The 19,501-nt window shown below is 73.5% G+C and carries 20 protein-coding genes; 10 read left to right on the forward strand and 10 right to left on the reverse strand.

Going from position 1 to position 19,501, the window contains the following annotated elements:
• Positions 1-18: 18 nt before the first annotated feature.
• Positions 19-348 carry a TraR/DksA C4-type zinc finger protein gene (locus LPA42_RS01810; protein WP_043969132.1) on the forward strand — a complete coding sequence of 110 codons (330 nt, stop codon included), beginning with the start codon at positions 19-21 and terminating at the stop codon, positions 346-348.
• 72 nt (positions 349-420) lie between these two features.
• Here the strand turns inward: LPA42_RS01810 and LPA42_RS01815 are convergent, their stop codons facing one another.
• On the reverse strand, positions 421-1,149 hold the full coding sequence (locus LPA42_RS01815) for an SDR family NAD(P)-dependent oxidoreductase (protein ID WP_091286253.1): 729 nt from the start codon (positions 1,147-1,149) through the stop codon (positions 421-423).
• 117 nt (positions 1,150-1,266) lie between these two features.
• Here LPA42_RS01815 and LPA42_RS01820 point away from each other — a divergent pair, with 117 nt between their 5' ends.
• Positions 1,267-1,719: a peroxiredoxin gene (locus LPA42_RS01820; RefSeq protein WP_228986258.1), complete on the forward strand. Its 453-nt coding sequence runs from the start codon at positions 1,267-1,269 to the stop codon at positions 1,717-1,719.
• Between the two features lie 66 nt (positions 1,720-1,785).
• The gene (locus LPA42_RS01825; RefSeq protein ID WP_077940317.1) at positions 1,786-2,502 is read left to right on the forward strand and encodes a hypothetical protein; all 717 of its coding nucleotides are present in this window, start codon (positions 1,786-1,788) and stop codon (positions 2,500-2,502) included.
• A 97-nt stretch (positions 2,503-2,599) separates the two neighbouring features.
• On the opposite strand, the gene cydB is transcribed toward LPA42_RS01825, so the two are convergent.
• Both cydB and LPA42_RS01835 read right to left on the reverse strand, forming a co-directional pair.
• On the reverse strand, positions 2,600-3,598 hold the full coding sequence (gene cydB / locus LPA42_RS01830; RefSeq protein ID WP_228986259.1) for a cytochrome d ubiquinol oxidase subunit II: 999 nt from the start codon (positions 3,596-3,598) through the stop codon (positions 2,600-2,602).
• Positions 3,599-3,612: 14 nt separating this feature from the next.
• Entirely contained in the window at positions 3,613-5,022 is a 1,410-nt protein-coding gene (locus LPA42_RS01835) for a cytochrome ubiquinol oxidase subunit I (RefSeq protein ID WP_198956783.1), read from the reverse strand.
• Between the two features lie 189 nt (positions 5,023-5,211).
• Here LPA42_RS01835 and LPA42_RS01840 point away from each other — a divergent pair, with 189 nt between their 5' ends.
• The 4 genes from LPA42_RS01840 (at position 5,212) to LPA42_RS01855 (ending at position 9,000) form a co-directional block, all read left to right on the forward strand.
• Positions 5,212-5,985 (forward strand): 1-acyl-sn-glycerol-3-phosphate acyltransferase, encoded by a 774-nt coding sequence (locus LPA42_RS01840; RefSeq protein ID WP_077940320.1) that lies wholly within the window; start codon positions 5,212-5,214, stop codon positions 5,983-5,985.
• 67 nt (positions 5,986-6,052) lie between these two features.
• On the forward strand, positions 6,053-6,820 hold the full coding sequence (locus LPA42_RS01845; protein WP_077940321.1) for a glycerophosphodiester phosphodiesterase: 768 nt from the start codon (positions 6,053-6,055) through the stop codon (positions 6,818-6,820).
• Positions 6,821-6,838: 18 nt separating this feature from the next.
• Positions 6,839-8,227 (forward strand): MFS transporter, encoded by a 1,389-nt coding sequence (locus tag LPA42_RS01850; protein ID WP_077940322.1) that lies wholly within the window; start codon positions 6,839-6,841, stop codon positions 8,225-8,227.
• Positions 8,228-8,313: 86 nt separating this feature from the next.
• A complete protein-coding gene (locus LPA42_RS01855; protein WP_228986274.1) occupies positions 8,314-9,000 on the forward strand; it encodes a thymidine kinase in 687 nt (228 codons plus the stop codon).
• Between the two features lie 19 nt (positions 9,001-9,019).
• Here LPA42_RS01855 and LPA42_RS01860 read toward each other — a convergent pair whose 3' ends face one another.
• The gene (locus LPA42_RS01860) at positions 9,020-9,478 is read right to left on the reverse strand and encodes a hypothetical protein (protein WP_077940323.1); all 459 of its coding nucleotides are present in this window, start codon (positions 9,476-9,478) and stop codon (positions 9,020-9,022) included.
• A 93-nt stretch (positions 9,479-9,571) separates the two neighbouring features.
• On the opposite strand from LPA42_RS01860, the gene LPA42_RS01865 reads away from it, so the two are divergent.
• Positions 9,572-11,305, forward strand: coding sequence for an acyl-CoA dehydrogenase family protein (locus tag LPA42_RS01865; RefSeq protein WP_077940324.1), 1,734 nt, complete (start codon positions 9,572-9,574; stop codon positions 11,303-11,305).
• A gap of 4 nt (positions 11,306-11,309) precedes the next feature.
• On the opposite strand, the gene LPA42_RS01870 is transcribed toward LPA42_RS01865, so the two are convergent.
• From LPA42_RS01870 to LPA42_RS01885, 4 genes are all read right to left on the reverse strand, one after another.
• Positions 11,310-12,311 (reverse strand): tyrosine-type recombinase/integrase, encoded by a 1,002-nt coding sequence (locus tag LPA42_RS01870; protein WP_077940325.1) that lies wholly within the window; start codon positions 12,309-12,311, stop codon positions 11,310-11,312.
• A 13-nt stretch (positions 12,312-12,324) separates the two neighbouring features.
• Positions 12,325-14,001, reverse strand: a complete 1,677-nt coding sequence (locus LPA42_RS01875) for an ABC-F family ATP-binding cassette domain-containing protein (protein WP_228986260.1) — start codon at positions 13,999-14,001, stop codon at positions 12,325-12,327.
• Between the two features lie 256 nt (positions 14,002-14,257).
• On the reverse strand, positions 14,258-14,683 hold the full coding sequence (locus LPA42_RS01880; RefSeq protein ID WP_077940327.1) for an Hsp20/alpha crystallin family protein: 426 nt from the start codon (positions 14,681-14,683) through the stop codon (positions 14,258-14,260).
• Between the two features lie 110 nt (positions 14,684-14,793).
• Positions 14,794-15,582 (reverse strand): hypothetical protein, encoded by a 789-nt coding sequence (locus LPA42_RS01885; protein WP_077940328.1) that lies wholly within the window; start codon positions 15,580-15,582, stop codon positions 14,794-14,796.
• A 144-nt stretch (positions 15,583-15,726) separates the two neighbouring features.
• On the opposite strand from LPA42_RS01885, the gene LPA42_RS01890 reads away from it, so the two are divergent.
• Positions 15,727-16,434 carry a dienelactone hydrolase family protein gene (locus tag LPA42_RS01890; RefSeq protein ID WP_077940329.1) on the forward strand — a complete coding sequence of 236 codons (708 nt, stop codon included), beginning with the start codon at positions 15,727-15,729 and terminating at the stop codon, positions 16,432-16,434.
• A gap of 51 nt (positions 16,435-16,485) precedes the next feature.
• On the opposite strand, the gene LPA42_RS01895 is transcribed toward LPA42_RS01890, so the two are convergent.
• Both LPA42_RS01895 and LPA42_RS01900 read right to left on the reverse strand, forming a co-directional pair.
• The gene (locus tag LPA42_RS01895; protein ID WP_077940330.1) at positions 16,486-17,352 is read right to left on the reverse strand and encodes an alpha/beta fold hydrolase; all 867 of its coding nucleotides are present in this window, start codon (positions 17,350-17,352) and stop codon (positions 16,486-16,488) included.
• A 250-nt stretch (positions 17,353-17,602) separates the two neighbouring features.
• Complete coding sequence (locus LPA42_RS01900; protein ID WP_228986261.1) at positions 17,603-18,394, reverse strand: aminoglycoside phosphotransferase family protein; 792 nt, start codon at positions 18,392-18,394, stop codon at positions 17,603-17,605.
• 276 nt (positions 18,395-18,670) lie between these two features.
• On the opposite strand from LPA42_RS01900, the gene LPA42_RS01905 reads away from it, so the two are divergent.
• Positions 18,671-19,405: an alpha/beta hydrolase gene (locus tag LPA42_RS01905; RefSeq protein ID WP_077940331.1), complete on the forward strand. Its 735-nt coding sequence runs from the start codon at positions 18,671-18,673 to the stop codon at positions 19,403-19,405.
• The last annotated feature ends 96 nt before the right edge of the window (positions 19,406-19,501 follow it).

Here is a 19,501-nt window from a genome sequence, read left to right on the forward strand (position 1 = left end):
TGATCGGAAGGATCGACCATGAGTCTGGATCATCGCACCGTCGACCAGCAGTGGCTGGCCGAGCTCCGCGTGTCGCTGGCGGACGAGTTCGCCACGCAGACGGCGCGGCTGCGGGAACTGACCGAGCTCAACGCCGACACGGGCGACCCGGGCGAGGCGCACACCCGGGCGGCGCTGGTGGTGGCCGCCCGGCGCGGCGTCGAGCAGGTCGCCGACGCGTTGCGGCGCATCGACGAGGGTGGGTACGGCGTGTGTGAGAGGTGCGAGCGGGCGATTCCGGTGCAGCGGCTGGAGGTGGTGCCGTACGCCCGCTTCTGCGTGCCGTGCCAGGAGAAGTCGGCCGGCTGACGTGGGTGTCGTGGGCCGCCACCTCGGTCTGGGGTGGCGGCCCACGCCGTGTCGGTGGGTGGGGTGTGCTGGTCAGAGGCCGCCGGAGACGCGTAGGACGGTGCCGGTGGCGTAGCTGGCTTCGGGGCTGAGCAGCCAGGCGATGGCGGTGGCGATCTCGTCGGGTTCGCCGGCGCGGCCGAGTGGGATGCGGCCGGCGGCGGTGTCGGCGCGGTCGGGTGCGCCGGAGAGGGCGTGCAGGTCGGTGCGGATGATGCCGGGGGCGACGCCGTTGACGCGGATGCCGTGGGGGGCGAGTTCCTTGGCGAGGCCGATGGTGAGGGTGTCGGTGGCGGCTTTGGCGGCGGCGTAGTGGACGTACTCCCCCGGGCTGCCGAGGGTGGCGGCGGCGGAGGAGACGTTGACGATGGCGCCGCCTCGGGTGAGGCGGCGGGCGGCTTGTTGGGCGCAGAGGACGTACCCGATGAGGTTGACGTCGACGACGTGGCGTAGGTCTTCGGCGCGCAGGTCGGTGATGGGGCCGATGGGGCTGGTGACGCCGGCGTTGTTGACCAGGCCGGTGAGGGGGCCGAGGGTGGCGGCGGTGTCGAAGAGGTGGGTGACGGCGTCGGGGTCGGTGGTGTCGGCCTGGACGGCGATGGCGTTTCGGCCGGTGGCCTGGATGTCGGCGACGACATCGGTGGCGGCGGTGTGGTCGCGGCGGTAGGCGATGGCGACGTGGTGGCCTGCGTGGGCGAGGCGGCGGGCGGTGGCGGCGCCGATGCCGCGGCTGCCGCCGGTGACGATGGTGACGGGTTGCATCGGGTGCTCCTCCCCCGGGTGTGGTGGTGACGTTACCGGTGGGGTGGGGGCGTTGGGCGGGTGTGATCGCTTACGCTGCCGGCGTCGGTTCGTGGCGAGGGGGTTGTGGTGGCGGGTGTGCGGGTCGGTGACCTGGTCGAGGATTTCGAGTTGCCGGACGAGACGGGTGCGTCGCGGCGGTTGTCGGAGTTCCTGGCGTCGGGGCCGGTGGTGTTGTTCTTCTATCCGGCGGCGATGACGCGGGGGTGCACGGCGGAGAGTAGTCATTTCCGTGATCTGGCGGCGGAGTTCGCGGCGGTGGGTGCGTCTCGGGTGGGGATCAGTCGGGATGCGGTGGAGCGGCAGGCGGAGTTTTCGCGGTTGCACGGGTTCGACTATCCGTTGTTGTCGGATGTCGACGGTGTGGTGGCGCGGCGGTTCGGGGTGTTGCGGCGGTTGCCGTTGGGGCCGTTGAGTACGCGGCGGATGACGTTCGTGATCGGTGTGGATCGGCGGGTGGTGGAGGTGGTGCACAGCGAGTTGGGGATGAACGAGCATGCGGATCGGGCGTTGCGGGCGTTGGGGGGTTGATCTTCGGGGTGTCGGGGTGGGCTGGTATCAAGGCAGGATCAAACAGGTGTACGGAAGAGGGTTGTGATGGTTGCCGCGGGCCAGGGTTTGTCCACTGACGAGGTGCAGAGCATCCGGGAGGCATTGGCGGCTGGCCGGAAGCCGAGGGTGGTGTTCACCTCGTCGGCTGGTCAGATCGCTGGTCAGGTGGGTCAGGTGGTGGAGTTGACGGATCCGGCGGTGTCGGACGAGTTCGTGGTGGTGCGGTTCGGGCGTGACGAGTTGCCGTTCTCCCCCGCTGATGTGGCGGTGGCGCCGAGGGGGGCGGGTCGGAAGGCGGCTGCGGTGGCGGTGGAGGCGCAGCCGGAGCCGGATCCTGAGCCGGTGGTGGTGGAGCCGGAGTTCGTGTTGGACACGCCGCGGGTGCCGGCGCAGCGGCGGGAGGAGCCGAGGGTGGAGCAGGAGCAGGAGTTGGCGGAGGTGAAGCCGGCGCGTAGGCCGGTGAAGGCGGCGAAGGTGGTGAAGCCGAAGGGGCCGGCGGGGTTGACGGTGACGTTGGCGTATGCGGATGGTGAGTGGACGGTGGCGGCGCAGCAGGGTGCGAAGGCGTTGGCGAAGCCGTATGTGGTGAAGCCGGCGGAGGCGTTGCGGATGGTGGCGTTGGTGGATGTTCCGGGGGTGCAGGAGGCGGTGGAGCAGATTCTGGCGGCGGAGCGGGCGGAGGCGGAGCAGCAGGCGGAGAAGTTGCGGGCGGAGTTGGCGGAGATCGAGGCGCGGTTGGCGGAGTTGCGCGAGGCGGGTTGATGGTGTTGGTCCTCCGCCCCCGTCGCTGTGTGCGGCGGGGGCGGTTTTGTGTGTGGGGCCGGCGCGTGGGGAGTCGCGCCGGCCCCGGGGTGGGTGGTCAGTGGGTGGGGATGTGGGCGATGCCGATGCGCTTGCGGAAGACCCAGTAGGTCCAGCCTTGGTAGGCCAGGACGATGGGGGTGAAGATGACCGCCACCCAGGTCATGATCTTGAGGGTGTAGGGGGTGGAGGCGGCGTTGGTGGCGGTGAGGGTGCCGGCGGGGTCCAGCGTGGAGGGCATGACGTTGGGGAAGAGTGCGGTGAAGAGGGTGGCGACGGCGAGGGCGATGGCGAGGGCGGTGCCGGTGAAGGCCCAGCCTTCGCGGCGGGCGCGGGCGGCGGCGAGGCCGGCGAGGAGGGCGATGGCGGCGCCGGCGGCGAGGGCGATGGCGGGGGTGTTGGCGCGGATGGTGAGCGTCCAGCTGAGGAAGGCGACGGCGACGACGGCGGTGCCGACGCCGAGTTTGAGGGCGAGGTTTCGGGCGCGGTGGCGGATGTCGCCGGTGGTCTTGAGGGCGAGGAAGACGGCGCCGTGGGTGAGGAAGAGGCCGAGGGTGGTGAGGCCGCCGAGGAGGGCGTAGGGGTGGAGCAGGTCGGTGAGGCCGCCGACGAATTCGTGGTCGGCGTCGAGGGGTACGCCGCGGAAGATGTTGGCGAAGGCGACGCCCCACAGGACGGCGGGGATGGCGGAGCCCCAGAAGATGGCCTGGTCCCAGCGGCGTTTCCAGGTGGGTTCGGGGCGCTTGTGGCGGTATTCGAAGGCGACGCCGCGGGCGATGAGGGCGAGCAGGATGAGCAGCAGGGGCAGGTAGAAGCCGGAGAAGAGGGTGGCGTACCACTCGGGGAAGGCGGCGAACATGGCGCCGCCGGCGGTGATGAGCCAGACCTCGTTGCCGTCCCAGACGGGGCCGATGGTGTTGATGAGGACGCGGCGTTCGCGGTCGTCGCGGCCGAGGACGGGCAGGAGCATGCCGACGCCGAAGTCGAAGCCTTCGAGGATGAAGTAGCCGGTGAAGAGCACGGCGACGAGGAGAAACCAGATGGTGGTGAGTTCCACGGTGGGGCTCCGGGTCAGTAGGCGAAGGCGAGCGGGCGCTCGGTGTCGTCGTCGGTGGGTTCGGGTTCGGGGCTGAGTTCGGGTACGCCGGCTTTGGCGTAGCGGAGGAGGAGTTTGAATTCGATGACGGCGAGGGTGGCGTAGATGAGGGTGAAGGCGGTGAAGGAGGTGAGGACTTCGGTGAGGGAGACGGTGCGGGAGACGCCGTTGCGGGTGAGCATTTCGCCGAAGACGATCCAGGGTTGGCGGCCCATTTCGGTGAAGATCCAGCCGAAGGAGTTGGCCAGCAGTGGCAGTACGGGCATGACCAGGCCGGCGCGGAGGAGCCAGCGGCTGGTGGGGGTGCGGCCCTTGCGTTGGCTCCAGAGGACCAGGAGGGCGATCGCGGCGGCGGCGAGCCCGAAGCCGATCATGAAGCGGAAGCTCCAGTAGGTGACGGGGATGATGGGGGCGTAGTTGCCGGGGCCGTACTGGGTGGCGTATTGGGCCTGGAGGTCGTTGATGCCCTGGACGGTGCCGTTGGGGTCGCCGGTGCCGAGGAATGACAGCAGGTAGGGGATCTTGAGGGCGAAGACCTCGCGGCTGCCGTCGAGGCTGCCGACGGTGAGCACGGAGAACGAGGCGGGGCTCTCGGTGGTGTAGAGGCCTTCGGCGGCGGCCATCTTCATGGGCTGCACCTCGGTCATGATCTTGCCTTGGATGTCGCCGGTGAGCAGGACGAGCGCCGAGGAGATCAGGACGACCCAGGAGCCGAACGTGGTGGCGAAGCGGTATGCGCCGGTGTCGGCGCTGCCGCGGTTGCGGATGACGTGCCAGAGGCCGACGGTGGTCACGAGGGAGCCGGCGACGAGGAACGATCCGGCGAGGGTGTGCGGGAAGGTGACGAGGGCGACCTTGTTGGTGAGGACGGCGACGAAGTCGGTGAGTTCGGCGCGGCCGCTGTCGGGGTTGATCCGGAAGCCGACGGGGTTCTGCATGAACGAGTTGGCGGCGAGGATGAAGTAGGCCGACAGGTTGGTGCCGATGGCGGCGGCCCAGATCGCGGCGAGGTGCAGTCGTTTGGGCAGTCGGTCCCAGCCGAAGATCCACAGGCCGATGAAGGTGGATTCGAGGAAGAAGGCGACGAGGGCTTCGATGGCCAGGGGTGCGCCGAAGATGTCGCCGACGAAGCGGGAGTAGTCGCTCCAGTTCATGCCGAACTGGAATTCCTGGACGATGCCGGTGACGACGCCCATGGCGAAGTTGATGAGGAAGAGTTTTCCGTAGAATTTGGTGAGTTTGAGGTAGCGCTCGTTGCCGGTGCGGTGCCACATGGTCTGGAGGATGGCGACGAGTACGGACAGGCCGATGGTCAGCGGCACGAACAGGAAGTGGTAGACGGTGGTGACACCGAACTGCCAGCGGGCGACGTCCAACGCGTCCACCTGGAACCCCCAGCCTTTCATACTACGAGACGTAGTAGATACTACTCGTCGTCGTAGAAGATCCGGCAGGGGCGGAGGTCCCGACCCGGCCCGGGACCAATGACCTTGATCACCTCGGCCGGGCGGCCCCCGCCGGCGCACTCCCCTGTCCCCCCGGGCCTGGCGCGGGCGTGCGACCATCGACCGCTGATGGACACGCCCACCGCCCGCTGGCGCCCGCCCCTGATCTGGCGCGGCGCCCAGCTGCTCGCCCGCGCCGTCGTCGGCGCTCTGGCCCGCCTCGAGGTCACCGGCGACGTGCCCGAAGGGCTGCGCCGGGGGCCGCTGATCCTGGCCGCCAACCACCTGAGCCCCTTCGACCCGCTCGTGCTGGCCGCCGCCTGCCGCGCCCGCGGCGTCTCCCCCCGGTTCATGGCCACCGGCGGGCTGTTCCGCGCCCCGCTGCTGGGGGCGGCGATGCGCCGCGCCGGGCACCTGCGCGTCGACCGGGGCACCGCCGCCGTGCACCGGGCCCTGGACGACGCGGCGTGCGCCGTGGCCGCCGGGTCGGTGATCCTGGTGTATCCGGAGGGCCGCATCGGGCTGGACCCGGGCCTGTGGCCCGAGCGCGGCAAGACGGGCACCGCCCGGCTCGCCCTGGCCAGCGGCGCGACCGTGGTGCCGGTGGCCCAGTGGGGCTCGCACGAGGTGCTGCCGTACCGGGCGCCGAAGGGCATGCTGCGGGCGGTGGCCCGGGCGGTGTGGCGGCGGCCGGTGCTGCGGGTGCACTTCGGCGACCCGGTAGTGCTGGGCGACGTCGCCGCCGACGCGCCGGGCGCGGCCCGGCGGGTCACCGACCGGATCATCGACGCGATCACCGACGCCCTGGTGCCGCTGCGCCCCGACGAGCCCGACGTGCCGCGCCACGTGGACCCGGGCCGTCCCGTCGACACCTCCCGGGCGCACCGCCGCCGGCTGCCCTGACGCCCCTGACGCGTGGGGGTGGCGGGCCGCTCACCTGCCGGTCACCCGGCGGGGCATACTGCCGGGCGTGCCCTCCCCCTCCGCCTACCTCGACGCGCCCGCGCCGCTGGCGTTCGCCCACCGCGGCGGCGCGGCCCACGGCGACGAGAACACCGCCGAGGCGTTCGCCCGCGCCGTCGGCCTGGGCTACCGGTACGTCGAGACCGACGTGCACGCCACCGCCGACGGGGTCGCGGTGGTGTTCCACGACGCGACCCTGCGGCGGGTCACCGGGCAGCCGGGGCGCATCGCGGATCTGCGCTGGGCTGACCTGGCGTCGGTGCGCGTCGGCGGGGCCGCCGTGGTGCCGCGCCTCGACGACGTCCTCGGCGCGTGGCCGCAGGTGCGGTTCAACGTCGACGTGAAGGCCGACGGGGCGATCGCGCCGACCGTCGCCGCGCTCGATCGGGTCGCCGCCGGCGACCGGGTGCTGCTGGCCTCGTTCAGCGACGCCCGGCTGGCCCGGCTGCGGGCGGCCACGCACGGGCGGGTCGCCACGGGGCTGGGCGCGCGCGGGGTGGCCCGGCTGCGGGTGGCGTCGCTGCACGGACGGCCGGTGCGGCTGCACCCGTCGGTGGTGGCGGTGCAGGTGCCGCCGCGCTACGGCCGGCTGCCGGTGGTCGACCGCCGGTTCCTGGCGTACGCGCACGGGCTGGGGTTGCACGTGCACGTCTGGACGATCGACGAACCTGCCGAGATGCACGAGTTACTTGATCTTGGTGTGGATGGCATCATGACCGATCACGTCGGCGTGCTGCGCGACGTCTACCGCAGCCGCGGCCACTGGGCCGCCTGAGATCGGCGGAGGAAACCGATGGCCGAGACGGTCACCCCCGACGTGGCGACCCCGCCGCCTGCCAGCACCGCCCGGGAGCGGCGCGGCTGGTACCTCTACGACTGGGCGAACTCGGCGTTCCAGACGACAGTCATCACCGTGTTCCTCGGCCCGTTCCTGACCACCGTCACCGAGCTGGCCGCCGGCTGCGCGCTGGGCGCCGACACCTGCGACGGGTACGTGCACCCGCTGGGCATCCGCGTCGCCGCCGGCTCCTACTACCCGTACCTGATCTCCCTGTCGGTGTTGCTGACCGTGTTCGTGCTGCCGGTGGTCGGCGCGGTGGCCGACCGGTCGGCGCACAAGAAGCGGCTGCTGGGCGCGGCGGCGTTCACCGGCGCGGGGGCGACGATCGCGTTCGCGTTCGTTACCGGCGAGCGGTACCTGCTCGGCGGGGCGCTGTTCCTGGTGGCCAACATCGCCTTCGGCGCGGCCGTGGTGGTCTACAACTCGTTCCTGCCGCAGCTGGGCGGCCCCGACGAACGCGACGGCATCTCCAGCCGCGGCTGGGCCATCGGCTACCTCGGCGGCGGGCTGCTGCTGGCCGCGAACCTCGTCGCGGTGACCATGCTCGCCGAGGACGGCAACTCGCAGCGCACCCTGGACCTGGCCCGCTGGTCGATCGTGTCGGCCGGCGTGTGGTGGGCGGCGTTCACCCTCGTGCCGCTGCGCTGGCTGCGCGAGCGCCCGCCCGTCGCCGCGCCGGCCGGCGGCGGCAACGTGCTCACCGACGGGTTCCGGCAGCTCGGCCGCACCCTGCGCGAGGTCAAGGCGTACCCGCTGACGTTGTTCTTCCTGCTGGCGTTCCTGGTCTACAACGACGGCATCCAGACCGTGATCACCCTCGCCAGCCAGTACGGCACCGAGGAGCTGAAGCTGGGGCAGAGCACCCTGATCACCACCATCCTGCTGGTGCAGTTCCTCGCCTTCGGCGGGGCGCTGGGCCTGGGCGCGCTGGCCCGGCGCATCGGGGCGTGGAAGACGGTGCTGCTCAGCCTCGTGCTGTGGACCGGCGTGATCATCGCCGCGTTCCGGCTGCCCGCCGAGGCGCCGCTGCCGTTCATGATCCTCGGCGGCTGCATCGGCCTGGTCCTCGGCGGCAGCCAGGCGCTGAGCCGGTCGCTGTTCAGCCAGCTCATCCCCGCCGGCAAGGAGGGCGAGTACTACGGCTTCTACGAGATCAGCGACAAGGGCACCAGCTGGCTCGGGCCCCTCGCCTTCGGGCTGGTGTTCCAGCTCACCGCGTCCTACCGGGTGGGCCTGGTCTCCCTGCTGATCTTCTTCGTGGTCGGGTTCGCGCTGCTGGCCGCCGTGCCGATCCGCCGCGCGATCGTCGCCGCCGGCAACACCCCGCCGAGGGTGCTGTAGGCCGACACGCACCCGACTGATCGGCGGCGCTCGATCGGCTAGGCTGCCCCGACGTGACCGACGACGCCGCTGCCACCCCGATCTGCCTGGCCCGGCCCCTCCCGGGCCCGGACGACGACCCCCGCCGCGGCTGCGCCGCGACCCGGGGCGCCGACGGCCGGCCGCTGCACGCCGCCGCCCTGCGGTTCTTCTGGGGGCCGATGGACTGCGGCAAGTCCACGATGGCCCTGCAGATGAACCACAACCACGCCCGGCAGGGCCGCCGCGGCCTGGTCACCACCCGCATCGACCGGTCCCTGGGCCCACAGGTCACCACCCGCATCGGCCTGGCCCACGCCGCGATCGAGGTCACCGACGGCCTCGACCTGCGCGACCTGGTCCGCGACGCCTGGGCCGACGGGGTACGCGTGGACTACCTCATCTGCGACGAGGCGTCCTTCTACAACCTCGAACACATCGAACAGATGGCCGACCTCGTCGACAACGACGACGTCGACGTGTACGCGTTCGGCCTGGCCACCGACTTCCGGTCCAGCCTGTTCCCCGCCGCCCGGCGGCTGTTCGAACTCGCCGACTCCGTCGCCCGCATCCAGGTCGAGGTGCTGTGCTGGTGCGGCCGCGAAGGGCTGCTCAACGCCCGCGTCATCGGCGGCCGGGTCGTCCGCGAAGGCGAACAGGTCGTCATCGGCGACACCGTGGACACCGCCGACGTGCGCTACCAGGTGCTGTGCCGGCGGCACTACCGCGCCGGTGAGCTGGGCCCCCGCGACTGACCCGGCAGGCGGCAGCGGCTCAGAACGGGTCACCGCAGACCCGCCACCGGCCGTCCTCCTTCACCATCGGCACCGTGCGGTCCTCCCCCGCGCCGCCGTCGCGGATCAGCCGCGCCCGCACGGTCCCCGTCGGCCGGCCCCCCTTGGTGCGCACCGACACGTCGACGATCTCGTAGCCGGTGACCACCGGCGGCGTGCGCACCCAGCCGGCGAAACCGACCGCGCTCCACCGGCTGCGCGACTGCGCGCACAGCCGCTCGTAGGCCCGCTCCACGTCGCCCGCGGCGACCTCCCGCAGGAACCCGTCGGCGCTGTCGCGGACCTGGTCGCCGGCGCCGGCCAGCATCTGCACGTTCCACGCGCCCAGCCCGGCCACCCCCACCAGGCACAGCCCCAACCCCGCGCCGGCGGCCAGCAGACCGGTGCGCGCCGGCCGGCCCCGCCGCGCCGGCCGCGTCCACGGCTGCTCACTGCCCATCACGTCGACCGTAGGCCCACCCGCCGCCGCCGCGCAGGCACTCGCCCCGGGTCGCCCCGCCCGGCCGCATCGTCTACGGTCGGCGGCACACGGATGGCAACCCGCGGAGGCGAGGCGACGATGACCCGTTACGTGCAGCCGGTGCCCACCCCCGACGACCCGTACACCGGTGACCGGCTGCTGCGGTCCTGGCTGCGCCGCCTGCTCGGCCCCGCCGGGCACGACGCCGCGCAGCCCCGGCTGGTCGACCTGGCCGCCGACGTGGCCGGGCCGCTGCGCGCCGCGCACGCCGACGCCGAGGCCCACCCGCCGGTCCTGGTCCGCTACGACGGGTGGGGCGCGCGCGTCGACCGCATCGACACGTCCGCCGGCTGGCGGGCCCAACGCGCCGCCGCCGCCCGCCACGCCGTGGTCGCCCTGCCCTACCAGGCGTCCGCGCGGCAGCGGTGGGGGGCCGGCGCGCGGGTCGTCCAACACGCCCTGCTGCACCTGTACGGGCCGGAGTCGGCCACGTTCTCCTGCCCGGTGGCCATGGCCGACGGCGCGGCGGCGCTGCTGAGCCTGCCCGACGTCGACGCGGCCGTGCGCGACGCGTGGCTGCCCCGGCTGACCTCCACCGACCCCGACACGGCGATCGTGTCCGGGCAGTGGATGACCGAGTCGCAGGGCGGCTCCGACCTGTCCGGCTCCGGCACCGTGGGCCGGCCCGCCGCCGACGGGTCGTGGCGGCTCACCGGCCAGAAGTGGTTCTGCTCCGCCGCCGACGCGCCGATGGCGGTGGCCCTGGCCCGCCCCGAGGGCGCCGGGCGGGGCAGCCGCGTGCTCGCCCCGTTCCTGGTGCCCCGCTACGCCGCCGACTCGCCCCTGGCCGGGGTCACCGCCGCCGCCGACGCGCCCGCCCCCGGCGTCACCGTGCACCGGCTCAAGGACAAGCTGGGCACGTGGGCGCTGCCGACCGCCGAGATCGGCCTGACCGACGCGTACGCGCTGCCGCTGGGCGACCCGGCGGTGCCCGGCCTGGCCCGGGCGATGACCCTGGTGGTGGTGACCCGGGTGCACAACGCCGCCGCCGCGGCCGGCGGGATCCGCCGCGGCCTGGACTACGCCCGCGCCTACGCCACCGCCCGCACGGTCGCCGGGGGACGCCTGGCCGACAGTCCGCTGCACCGGGCCACCCTCGGCGCGCTCGCCGTCGACGCCGCCGCCGCGTTTGCCCTGGCCGGGCACGCGTTCGCGCTGCTCGGCCGCGTCGAGACCGACGCCGACGTGGACGCCGCCGCCGAGCTGCGGGTCGTCGCGCCCCTGGCGAAACTCGCCACCGGCCGCCTCGCCGTGGCCTGCGCCAGCGAATACGTGGAGGCGTTCGGCGGCGCCGGATACGTCGAGGACACCGGAGTGCCCCGGCTGCTGCGCGACGCGCAGGTCCTGCCGATCTGGGAGGGCACCACCAACGTGCTCGCCCTGGACGTGCTGCGCGCCGTCGCCCGCGAGAACGCCGACGCGCCCCTGCTGCGCCGCCTCGGCGCCGCCGCCGACCTGGCCCGGCCGCTGTCGCCGGCCCTGGCCGACACCCTCGCCACCGTCACCGGCCAGTTGACCGCCGCCCTCGCCGACGTCACCGCCGACCCGCGCGCCACCGACGTCGTCGCCGGCGCCCGCGCACTGGCGTTACGCCTGGCGGCGGCGCTGACCTGCGCCCTGCTCGTCGAACACGCCGCGTGGGGCGACGAGCAGGCCCGCGTCGCCGCCGAGCTGTGGGCGCGGCGGCGGCTGCGCCACGAGGACATCTCCGCCGACGCCCACCGCCACCTCGACCTGCTCTGCTGAGCAGCTAGGCGCGCCGCCGGGCCCGCGCCGCCCAGATCGCGTACGCCGGGTCGCGGTCCAGGTTGTGCCGGTCCCGGTCGTAGCGGCGGGTCGTCCGCGGGTCCGCGTGCCCCATCGCGTCCTGCACGTCCTCCAACGGCACCCCCTCCGCGCGGGCCGTCGTGGCGAACGCGTGCCGCAGCGAGTGCGGCGACAACTTCTCCCACGCCGGGATGCCCGCCGCGCGGGCCAGCCGCCGCACCAGCCGGAACACCGAGTGCCGGTCCAGGCGCGCGCCGGTCGCGGTGACCAGCAGCGGCCCGGTCACCTCGTGGACGCCCACCCCCTGCGCCGCCGCCCGCTGCGCCAGGTAGGCGTCCACCTCGTACGCCGTGGACGGGGTCAGCGCCCGCCGCCGCGGCTTGCCGCCCTTGCCGACGAACCGGACACTGCGGTGCCCCCGCTCCGCGCCCAGGTCCGCCACGTCCAGCGACACCAACTCCCCCACCCGCAGCCCGAGGTCGGCCAGCAGCGCCACCGCCGCCCGGTTCCGGGCCGCCGTCGGCCCGGTCTCGGCCTGCGCGGCGGCCAGCAGAGCGTCCACCTCCTGCGGCGTCAACCCGATCGTCGAGGAGTGGTCCCGGTCGACGCGGGGCCGGTCCGCCGCGGTTACCGGGTTCGCCTGCACCGCCCGCAGCTTCACCAGGAAGTCGTACCAGCTCGACAGGGCCGACAGCTTGCGGGCCACCGTCGCCGGGGTCAACGGCCGGCCGCTGCGCGCCGCCGGGGTGGCCTCCAACTCCCGGCCGTAGGCGTTGACGTCGAGGAAGTTCGCCCGTAGCGGGTCCAGCTCCCGGGCCCGGCACCACGCCAACCAGCCGGCCACGTCCCGCCGGTAGGCGTCGCGGGTGTGCTCGGACAACCGGCGGTTACGCAGCCACGCCTCGGTGAAGTCGCCCGGACCGGCCCCGCGCAGGGCCGGCCGGGCCGCGCCACGCGGCAGCACCGGAAACTCGGGACGAAGCATGGGTGAAAGGTTCTCAGTCTCCGGGCGCGTCGGCGGTGAGGCGCGCCCGGGGGCTTTCCCGCCCCGGCCACCCGCCGCCGGCCGGCTCCTCGTGAACCCCGCCGCCGGTGACCCGCCAGCACCGGTCGTAGCCGACGGCGTCGGCGAACCACACGTCGTGGGTCACCAGCACCACCGTGCCCCGGTACGCGCGCAGCGCCTCCTCCACCACGTCCAGGGAGTCGAAGTCGAGGAAGTTCGTCGGCTCGTCGAGCAGCAGCACCCGCGCCGGACCGTTCACCATGACCGCCAGCAGCAGTCGGCGCAGCTCCCCGGCCGACAGCAGCCGCAGCGGCTGGTGCCACTGCTCCGGGCCGAACAGGTGCGCGTCGAGCAGCCGCTCGGCCTCGTCGACGTACACGGGCACCTGGGAGCGGAACCACGTCAGCACCGGGACGTCGGTGCGCAGCGCGTCGTGGGTCTGCGGCAGCAGCGCCACCGGCGCACCGCAGGTGACCTCCCCCGCGTCGGGTTCGCGCAGGCCGGCGAGGATACGTAGCAGCGTGGTCTTGCCGGTGCCGTTGTCGCCGGTGAGCAGCACCCGGTCGCCGGCGCGCACCCGCAGGTCCACGCCCGAGAACAGGGGCCGGTCGCCGGCGCGGGCGGCCAGGCCCCGCGCGGCGAGCACGTCCCGGCCGTCGTCGCCGGCCGGGTCGGGAAACGCCAGGGTCAGCGTCGGGCGGGTCTGCGGCTGTGCCAGCCACCGCAGCGACTCCATCTGCCGGCGTAGCCGCCGCTGCCGCGCCGTGGCCTTACGCGCGACCTTCTTCGCGTAGCGGCGCGCCTGGTCGGCGCCGAGACCGCGGCGCACCGTCAGCTCCACCCCGCGCGCGTGTTCCTTGGTGCGCGCGATGTCGGCCAGCAGCCGCTGGTGGGTCTTCTCCTGCGCCTCGTAGTCCAGCAGCAGCCGCTGCCAGCGGCGCGTCTTCTCCGCCCGGTAGTCGGTGTACCCGCCGGCGTACGTCTGCGGTGTGTCGTGGATGCCGTCGAGTTCCACGACGCGGGTGACGGTGCGGTCCAGGAACGCCCGGTCGTGGCTGACCACCAGCACGCCGCCGCCGAACGCCGCCAGCCAGCCGCCGAGCCAGGCGATGCCGTCGGCGTCGAGGTGGTTGGTCGGCTCGTCGAGGATCAGCAGGTCCGGGGTGTCCAGCAGCACCCGGGCCAGGGTCAGCCGGGCCTGCTCTCCGCCGCTGACGCGGTGCAGCGGCGCGTCGTCCGGCAGGCCGGCCACGTCGAGGCGCTGGCGGACCTCGGCCAGCCGGGCCTGCGCCCGCCACCCGTCCAGGGCGGCGAAGCGGTCCTGGACCTCGCCGTAGGCGTCCAGCGCGGTGGTGTCCCCGCCGGCCAGCCGCCGCTCCAGGGTCCGCAGCCGCCGGTCGAGCCGGCCCAGTTCGCCGAGGCCGGCGGCGAGGAACTCCCCGACGGTGACCGTCGGGTCGGGCGGCTGCTGGGCGAAGTAGCCGATCCGGGTGCCGGGGGCGAGGCTGACGTGCCCGGTCGACGGCGGCTCGGCCCCGGTGAGCACCCGCAGGAGGCTGGACTTGCCGACCCCGTTGGGGCCGACCAGGCCGACCCGGTCACCGGCGTTGACGACGAGGTCGACGCCGGTGAACAGCGGCTCGGCGTCGTACTGCAAGCTGACGGACACGACCTTCAACACGGTGATCCTCCGCGGGACGGCAGGCGGGCCGGGACGCCCACGACGGGCGGCCGGTCGGTGCGCGTGGCGGCGGGGCGGTCGGCCCGGCCGCGGCCTGCGGGATCACATGTGCTGGTCGGCTCCGGTGTCTCGGCTGCGGGGACGTCGTCGAGTCTGGCATCCCCCGCCGCCGCCCGCGACCGGTTTACGTGTCGTTGCGATCAGGGCACCCCGCCGTGGGGTGCCCTGATCGCGTCGGGTGCCGTCAGGCGTCGATCTGCCGGTGGCCGGTGCCGCCGGTGGCGATGGCCACCCGGCGGGGCTTGGCCCGCTCGGCCACGGGGATGCGCAGGGTCAGCACCCCGTTGTCGTAGCCCGCCTCGAGGCGGTCGGTGTCGAGGGTGTCGCTGAGGAACAGCTGCCGGCTGAACGTGCCCATGGGGCGCTCCGCCGCGACCAGTTCGACGTTGTCGCCGGTCGGGCGGCGGCGCTGCGCGCGGACGGTCAGCACGTTGCGCTCGACGGTGCAGTCGATGCTGTCCGGGTCCACCCCGGGCAGGTCGAACGCGGCGTAGAAGTAGTCGCCGTCGCGGTAGGCGTCCATGTGCATCACGGCGGGGCGGGAGTGGGTGCCGAGCAGCTGCTCGGCGAGCCGGTCGATCTCCCGGAACGGGTCGGTGCGCATCAGCATCGTGGTTCCTCCTCGGTTCTCCTGGCCGAAGACGTCAAGTTGAGTCTGGGTGACTCAAGTCCTGGTTCTTTGATAGCGCGCGCCGGCGGCCGTGTCAACCTGACGCCGCCTCACCCGGCCGGGAAGTCGGCCAGCTCCCGCACCGCCGTCTCCAGCGCGGCGTCGATGCCGTGGTCGACCATCGCCCGGTACGCGGGGTCGCCCGCCGCCGCCGTGCGGCGGATGCCCTCGGCCGAGGCGGCCACCCGCTGGCGGACCACCTCGACGAACGGCCCCACCGGCCCGGCGTGACCGTAGGCGTCGAGGAACAGCCGCAGCCGCCGGGGCCGGTCCGCGAACGCCGTGAACCCCTCGGCGGCGACCACGTGCCGGGCGTGCAGCGGCACCCACGCGAACGCGGTGAACGCCAGGTCCCACTCGCGGGTGACCGGGGCCGCGAGGTCCCAGTCGAAGAACCCGACGAGCCGACCGTCGGCCCAGGCCGCGTTGTACGGGGCCGCGTCGTTGTGCCCGACGATCAGGCCCGGCCGCCAGACGCCGCCCTCGCGCCACCGCGCCCCCGCGGGCGGCACGAAGCCCGCCACCGCGGCGTGCAGGTCCCGCAGCCACCGCGCGACCTGGCGCAGCGCGTCGTCGCTGTGCGCCCAGGCCGGCCACGGCCGGGTGACGCCGACCGTCTCCCCGGGCAGGAACGACAGGACCTCCCGCCCGTGCTCGTCGAAGCCCCGCGCCCGGGGCGCCCCGTCGAAGCCGACCGTCTCCAGATGCCGCAGCAGCGCGTGCACCGACGGCGTCCACGGCCCCGGCGTACGCCGCACCGTGTCGCCGATGCGGACCGCGCCGCCGGTGTTGCCCCCGGCCAATCGCTGTTCCTCACCCACGGTCCCATCCTCGCGCACGGGCGGATGATACGGTCACCCCGCCGTGCACGAGCACTGTCCGAGGAGGTGAGTCCGATCAACGCTGCGACCGGTCGGGGCTCCCTCCCCCGCATGGCCTAGGGAGCGCCCGCACAAGGCATCCCTGAAAGGCGCGTATTCGGCATGCGCATCCACGAAGAACACTTCACTGTCGACGGTGTGCCCGCTGTCCGGTGGACCCCGCCCGACAGCACCACCGGCCCCCGCCCGCTGATCCTCATCGGCCACGGCGGCGGCCAGCACAAGACCGCCCCCGCCGTCGTGCACCGCGCCCACCGGTTCGCGGCCAGCGGTTTCGCGGCCGTCGCGGTGGACGCCCCGAACCACGGCGACCGCCCCAGCGACGACCGCTACCAGCGCATCGCCACCGAGATCCGGGCCCGCGCCGACACCGGCGACGACCCGGCACCCCTGCTCGCCGACTTCCAGGCGCTCGTCGCCGCGCAGACCGTACCGGAATGGCGGGCCGTCCTGGACCACCTCGATCCCGGACCGGTCGGCTACTGGGGCGTCTCGCTGGGCTGCGGGCTCGGCGTGCCGTTCGTGGCCGCCGAACCCCGGGTCCGCGCGGCGGTCCTCGGCCTGGGCGGAGCGTCGGCCCCCGCCGCCGTCGAGGCTGCCGCGCGGATCACCGTGCCCGTCGAGTTCCTGGTCCAGTGGGACGACGAGCGGGTCCCCCGCGCGCAGAGCCTCGCCCTGTTCGACGCGTTCGGCTCGGCCGAGAAGACCCTGCACGCCAACCCGGGCCGGCACGGCGACCGGCTGCCCGAACACGAACTGGACAGCGCGGTCCGGTTCTTCACCCGGCACCTCACGCCCCCGCCGCACTGACCGACGGTCGCCGCCCGCCCCGCACCGGGCGGGCGGCGACGTCCGCCCTGATCAACCGCCCCGACGGGCCTGCCTGCCCACCGCGGCGCGGAACACCGCGGCGAACCGCTCCGGCGCCTCCAGCCAGGGATGGTGACCCGCGTCCGGCACGACGGTCACCTCGCAGCCGAGGCATGCCCCCAGCCGGCGCAGCGCATCGGCGGGGCGGCTGTCGCCGGCACCGCCGATGATCATCGCGTCGGGCGGTAGCCGCTCGCGGAGTTCGTCCACGCGCGATTCGAGCGGGTCGGTCTTCGCCGCCGCGTTGAGCTGGTGGTTCATCGCGTAGTTGACGGGCCGCAGCGTCCGCGCCGCCGCCGACGCCCACTCCCATGCCCGGTCCCGGTCGGCGTGGTCGGTGCACCACGACAGCGTCAGGTACTCGATCTCCTCGGCGTCGGTGCGGGACTCCACCGCGTCGAGGGCGTCGAGCCTGGCCTGCTGCGCGTCGGTGCGTCGGGCCCGCTGGGCTGCCCGGTCGGCCTCCCGCCACGGCCCCAGGAAGGGCCCGGCGAGTTGCACCAGCCCGGCCACCCGATCGGGATGGGCCAACAGGAAGTAGCTGGCCAGGTGGGCGCCGAACGAGTGCCCGACCAGCACCACCCGGTCGTGTCCCCACGTGTCGAGCAACAACGCCAGGTCGCGCACGTGGCGGGCGATCGTGTGCTGCCCGGTCCAGGAGGACCCGCCGGTGCCGCGCTGGTCGTAGCGGTGCACCCGACACCGGTCGTCGACGATGCCGGCGACCGGGGCCAGATAGTCGCGGATCCCGGGGCCGCCGTGCAGCATCACCAGGGGCAGCGTCTGTGGGTTCGTCGGGCCTGTGGTCCAGGTCCGTAACCGCGTACCGTCATCCGCCTCGATCAAGGCTTCGGTCATGGACGTGAGCGTAGTGGGATCGTTCCGATACCGAGCGTGCGCGCCGTGCGCCCTGACACGGCGTCGAGATGGGCTGCTGCGTCGACGGGGAGGTCGACAACCCGGCAAGGATCGTTGCCCGCTGCCGGGCATGCCGCTGGTCGTGCGGCAGGGGTCGCCGGCGGTCCCACTCGTCGCGGACTGACGCCGGCCGGCAGCATGCCTGCCCGCGGCGGAGGCTGAGCTGTCCGGTCCCGAATCCGGAGTCGGCTTACTCGTCCAGGGCGGCCGCTGTCCTGCGGAGTTCGTTCAGCCACTCGATGCCGAGCCGGCGGCCGTCGGGGAACTGGTCGTCGCGATCCCAGCGCCACGCGGTGATCATCGCCAGTACGAGGGTCCGGCAGTCTCGGAGCAACCGGCGATCGACGCCCGGGTAGTGGTCGCCGACCTCGTCGGGCGCGTGGGCCAGGTCGAACTCGACCGGCCCCCGGCAGCACGTCTCGAAGTCGATGAAGAGCGGGCCGGCCCGGGTCGAGAGCAGGTTGCCCGGATGGGGTTCGCCGTGCAGGAGCTGCTCGGGCCGGCCGCTGTCGGTGACCGCTCGGCGCATCCGGGCCAACGTGCCGGCGAGGAGAGCCCGGTCCGGGGCGGTCAGTTCCGGCGTTCGGGCGTGGTCGGCCACCAACCTCTGGGCCGCAGAGACCCGGTCGGTGAAGTGCGGGGCGGGCAGGGCGATCCTGCGCATGCCGGCGTGCAGGCGTTCGAGCGCGCCGACGTATCCGGCTCGGGAAATCGGCTGGGCGGCCACCGGTTCGTAGTAGGTCCAGAGGGTGACGACGTAGTCGCTCAGGATGAAGACCTCGGGCGACTCCAGCGTGGCCACCGGGCTCCCGGCCTCGGCCAACCCCCGAGCGACGTCCACCTCGAGCTGGGCGCGCTGGTGTGCGACCGGCACCACCCGGGCGAGCACGTCGCAGGGCTGTAGACGCAGGGTGAGCGCGTTCGAGTTGTGCAGGACCGCGGCGTCGTGGACGGCCAGGCCGAGCTGTGAGCCGATCGACATGGCTGCCCGGGTTGCCTGCTGAGTCTCGTACGCCCGCATCGCCACCACCGTAGTTCAGTACTTCGACGTCCGGTCCCCGACGACGGCCGGCTCCGGGAGCACGGCAGAAACACGTTGGCGGGTCACGGCCGCCACTGCTAGCTTTCTGGCGGCCGTGCGAGAGACCGAGGAGGTGGTACCCGTGAACGTTTCGACATGGGTGCTCCCCTCCGGTGCCACGGTCGGGCGGTAGGTCGTCCGGGAGCGCCGTTACGAGCGATCCCGAAAGGCACGACCATGCGATTCACTACCGAACAGCGCCTCGACGACGGCGTCCTCGAACGCGAGTTCACCCTCGGCGAGATCCCCGGCGTCCTGTGGACGCCCGCATCCGCATCCGCGCCGGTCCCGCTGATCCTGCTCGGCCACCCTCCGCTCGGACTGCGCAAGATGTACCCCCGTCTGGTGGCCCGGGCCCGGCGCGCCGCGGCGGACGGCTTCGCCGCGGCGACCATCGAGCTTCCCGGCAGCGGTGACCGGCCCCGTTGGGCCGCCGCCGAGCAGGCCCGCGCCGACCTGCGCCGGGCACTGGAGGCCGGCGAGCCGGCCAGCGACGAGATCGTCGACGCCCTCGTCCTCCCGCTCGTCGACAGGGCGGTCCCGGAAACGCAGGCCGCCCTGGATGCCCTCCTGTCGCTGCCCGAGATCGGTGGTCCGGTCGGGTACTCGGGTGGTGTGATCTCCGTCGGCATCCGGCTTGCGGTGGTCGAGCCCCGCATCGCGGCCGCCGGTCTCTTCGCCGGGAGTCTCGTGCCTCGCACCATGTTCGAGGAGGCCCGACAGGTCACCATTCCGCTGCATGTCCTGCTGCAGTGGGACGACGAGGGCAACGACCGCCAGGCGGCCCTGGACCTGTTCGACGCCTTCGGCTCCACGGAGAAGACGCTGCACGCCAACATGGGCGGGCACACCGGTGTCCCGCAGTTCGCCGGGGAGGACGCGGCCGGGTTCTTCGCCCGGCACCTGCGCTAGCCGCCGCAGGCCGGAAGGCGGTACGGGCCGCCGGCCCTCCTGCACAGCGGTGGCCAGCAGAGATGCGCAACCGCCCGATCGCGTCAGCTGGCAGAC

Source organism: Micromonospora sp. DH13, assembly GCF_020873825.1.
Lineage (GTDB): Bacteria > Actinomycetota > Actinomycetes > Mycobacteriales > Micromonosporaceae > Micromonospora > Micromonospora haikouensis.

Excerpts from the sequence above, each read along its gene's own strand:
- LPA42_RS01840 (WP_077940320.1), top strand. The coding sequence starts at position 5,212 with ATGGACACGCCCACCGCCCGCTGGCGCCCGCCCCTGATCTGGCGCGGC.
- LPA42_RS01850 (WP_077940322.1), top strand. The coding sequence starts at position 6,839 with ATGGCCGAGACGGTCACCCCCGACGTGGCGACCCCGCCGCCTGCCAGC.
- LPA42_RS01860 (WP_077940323.1), bottom strand. The coding sequence starts at position 9,478 with ATGGGCAGTGAGCAGCCGTGGACGCGGCCGGCGCGGCGGGGCCGGCCG.
- LPA42_RS01900 (WP_228986261.1), bottom strand. The coding sequence starts at position 18,394 with ATGTCGATCGGCTCACAGCTCGGCCTGGCCGTCCACGACGCCGCGGTC.
- LPA42_RS01890 (WP_077940329.1), top strand. The coding sequence starts at position 15,727 with ATGCGCATCCACGAAGAACACTTCACTGTCGACGGTGTGCCCGCTGTC.
- LPA42_RS01810 (WP_043969132.1), top strand. The coding sequence starts at position 19 with ATGAGTCTGGATCATCGCACCGTCGACCAGCAGTGGCTGGCCGAGCTC.
- LPA42_RS01905 (WP_077940331.1), top strand. The coding sequence starts at position 18,671 with ATGCGATTCACTACCGAACAGCGCCTCGACGACGGCGTCCTCGAACGC.
- LPA42_RS01815 (WP_091286253.1), bottom strand. The coding sequence starts at position 1,149 with ATGCAACCCGTCACCATCGTCACCGGCGGCAGCCGCGGCATCGGCGCC.
- LPA42_RS01880 (WP_077940327.1), bottom strand. The coding sequence starts at position 14,683 with ATGCTGATGCGCACCGACCCGTTCCGGGAGATCGACCGGCTCGCCGAG.
- LPA42_RS01865 (WP_077940324.1), top strand. The coding sequence starts at position 9,572 with ATGGCAACCCGCGGAGGCGAGGCGACGATGACCCGTTACGTGCAGCCG.
- LPA42_RS01870 (WP_077940325.1), bottom strand. The coding sequence starts at position 12,311 with ATGCTTCGTCCCGAGTTTCCGGTGCTGCCGCGTGGCGCGGCCCGGCCG.
- LPA42_RS01825 (WP_077940317.1), top strand. The coding sequence starts at position 1,786 with ATGGTTGCCGCGGGCCAGGGTTTGTCCACTGACGAGGTGCAGAGCATC.
- LPA42_RS01895 (WP_077940330.1), bottom strand. The coding sequence starts at position 17,352 with ATGACCGAAGCCTTGATCGAGGCGGATGACGGTACGCGGTTACGGACC.